Here is a 1,198-nt window from a genome sequence, read left to right on the forward strand (position 1 = left end):
AGGGCTACAGGTTCGTAGCCAGGTACTCTATCCAACTGAGCTACAGCCGCTTGCCCTATGAAAGTACCACAATTTCAGGTCTGAACTTTGTACTATAGATTTCGGACCCTCACTGCGCCAAGTACTTGATTTCCTTGAAACAGCGAAGGCCGAATAGTACACAACTACGTGTTGATGAGCAAATATGTCCGCAGGTAGTTCACAACTGCGTCTTCATCCTGCAACAGATCTCTTGTGTAAGAATGATCGACACAATCGCTGCAAGGTGGATTGATATGACAAGAACAATTCTTATCTGGTGGCACTTCAATTTGTGCCACCAGACACTCTATATAGAGAATTACCTGATCAATGGAATTGATCTGGATAACTATGATTACTCAGTCAAACTACGAATCGTATTCTGATCCGCAATATCGACACCCAGAGCATCCCATGACTTCTTGGCTTTCTGTTTGATCTCTTTGATTGCCTTAGCAGTCTGAGAACTCAAACCAATGGCCAGAAGCTTCTGGATACGCTCACGAGGAGAACCCTCACTACCAGCGACTTGAATAGCAAGACGCTTGGCTTGAGATTTATCCGCTGGCTTAACAATCTCATTGGCTTCTACCTTTTGGGTAACAGCCACCGTAATCGTTGCAGGCTCACGGATGCTGATAACAGGGCCATTGATCTCAGGCAAACCAAGTTTTTCCCAGCTTACTTTGGCAGCTTTCTTGAATGCATGAATTGCATCCAAAGCTTCTTGACCACCAGTAGCAAGGTTGTCATACAGAATCTTGGCTTGCTCTTTACGAGACAATCCTGCGATTTGTTTAACTACAGTTTTAGGATCAACTGGAACATCCTTGGTTTCAGCTTCTGGATTACCCAGTGCTTCAACCTCAGTATGTTTGGCTTCTGGTTTCTGATATTTAGGAACTTCAGCAATCTCAGTAACCTTCACATCAGCACCCATATGACCATGAATCTTTACTTCATGAGTCTTACGGATATGCTGACCATTCATAGCCATAGCCAGTTTGGTTTTACCTGAAGCCAGATCAGTGATTGGTTTGTTACTACGAACTTGAGCATACTCATCTTTGCTCAGTTCCATGATGATGTGATATCCACAAACACGCATCTTGTTAGCGTCGTATTCAGGTACTGCAATCACATCTTCTGGAGCCAGTTTAGCCAGCACACAGACATC

Annotated in this window: 1 protein-coding gene; it reads right to left on the bottom strand. The window is 44.0% G+C overall.

The window, feature by feature from the left end:
* Nucleotides 1–376: 376 nt before the first annotated feature.
* Nucleotides 377–1,198, bottom strand: an 822-nt coding sequence (locus tag QZ994_RS19935) for a hypothetical protein (protein ID WP_290877861.1), incomplete at its 5' end; no start/stop codon positions are given.

It is taken from the genome of Aquabacterium sp. (assembly GCF_021768455.1).
Classification (GTDB): domain Bacteria; phylum Pseudomonadota; class Gammaproteobacteria; order Burkholderiales; family Burkholderiaceae_C; genus Aquabacterium.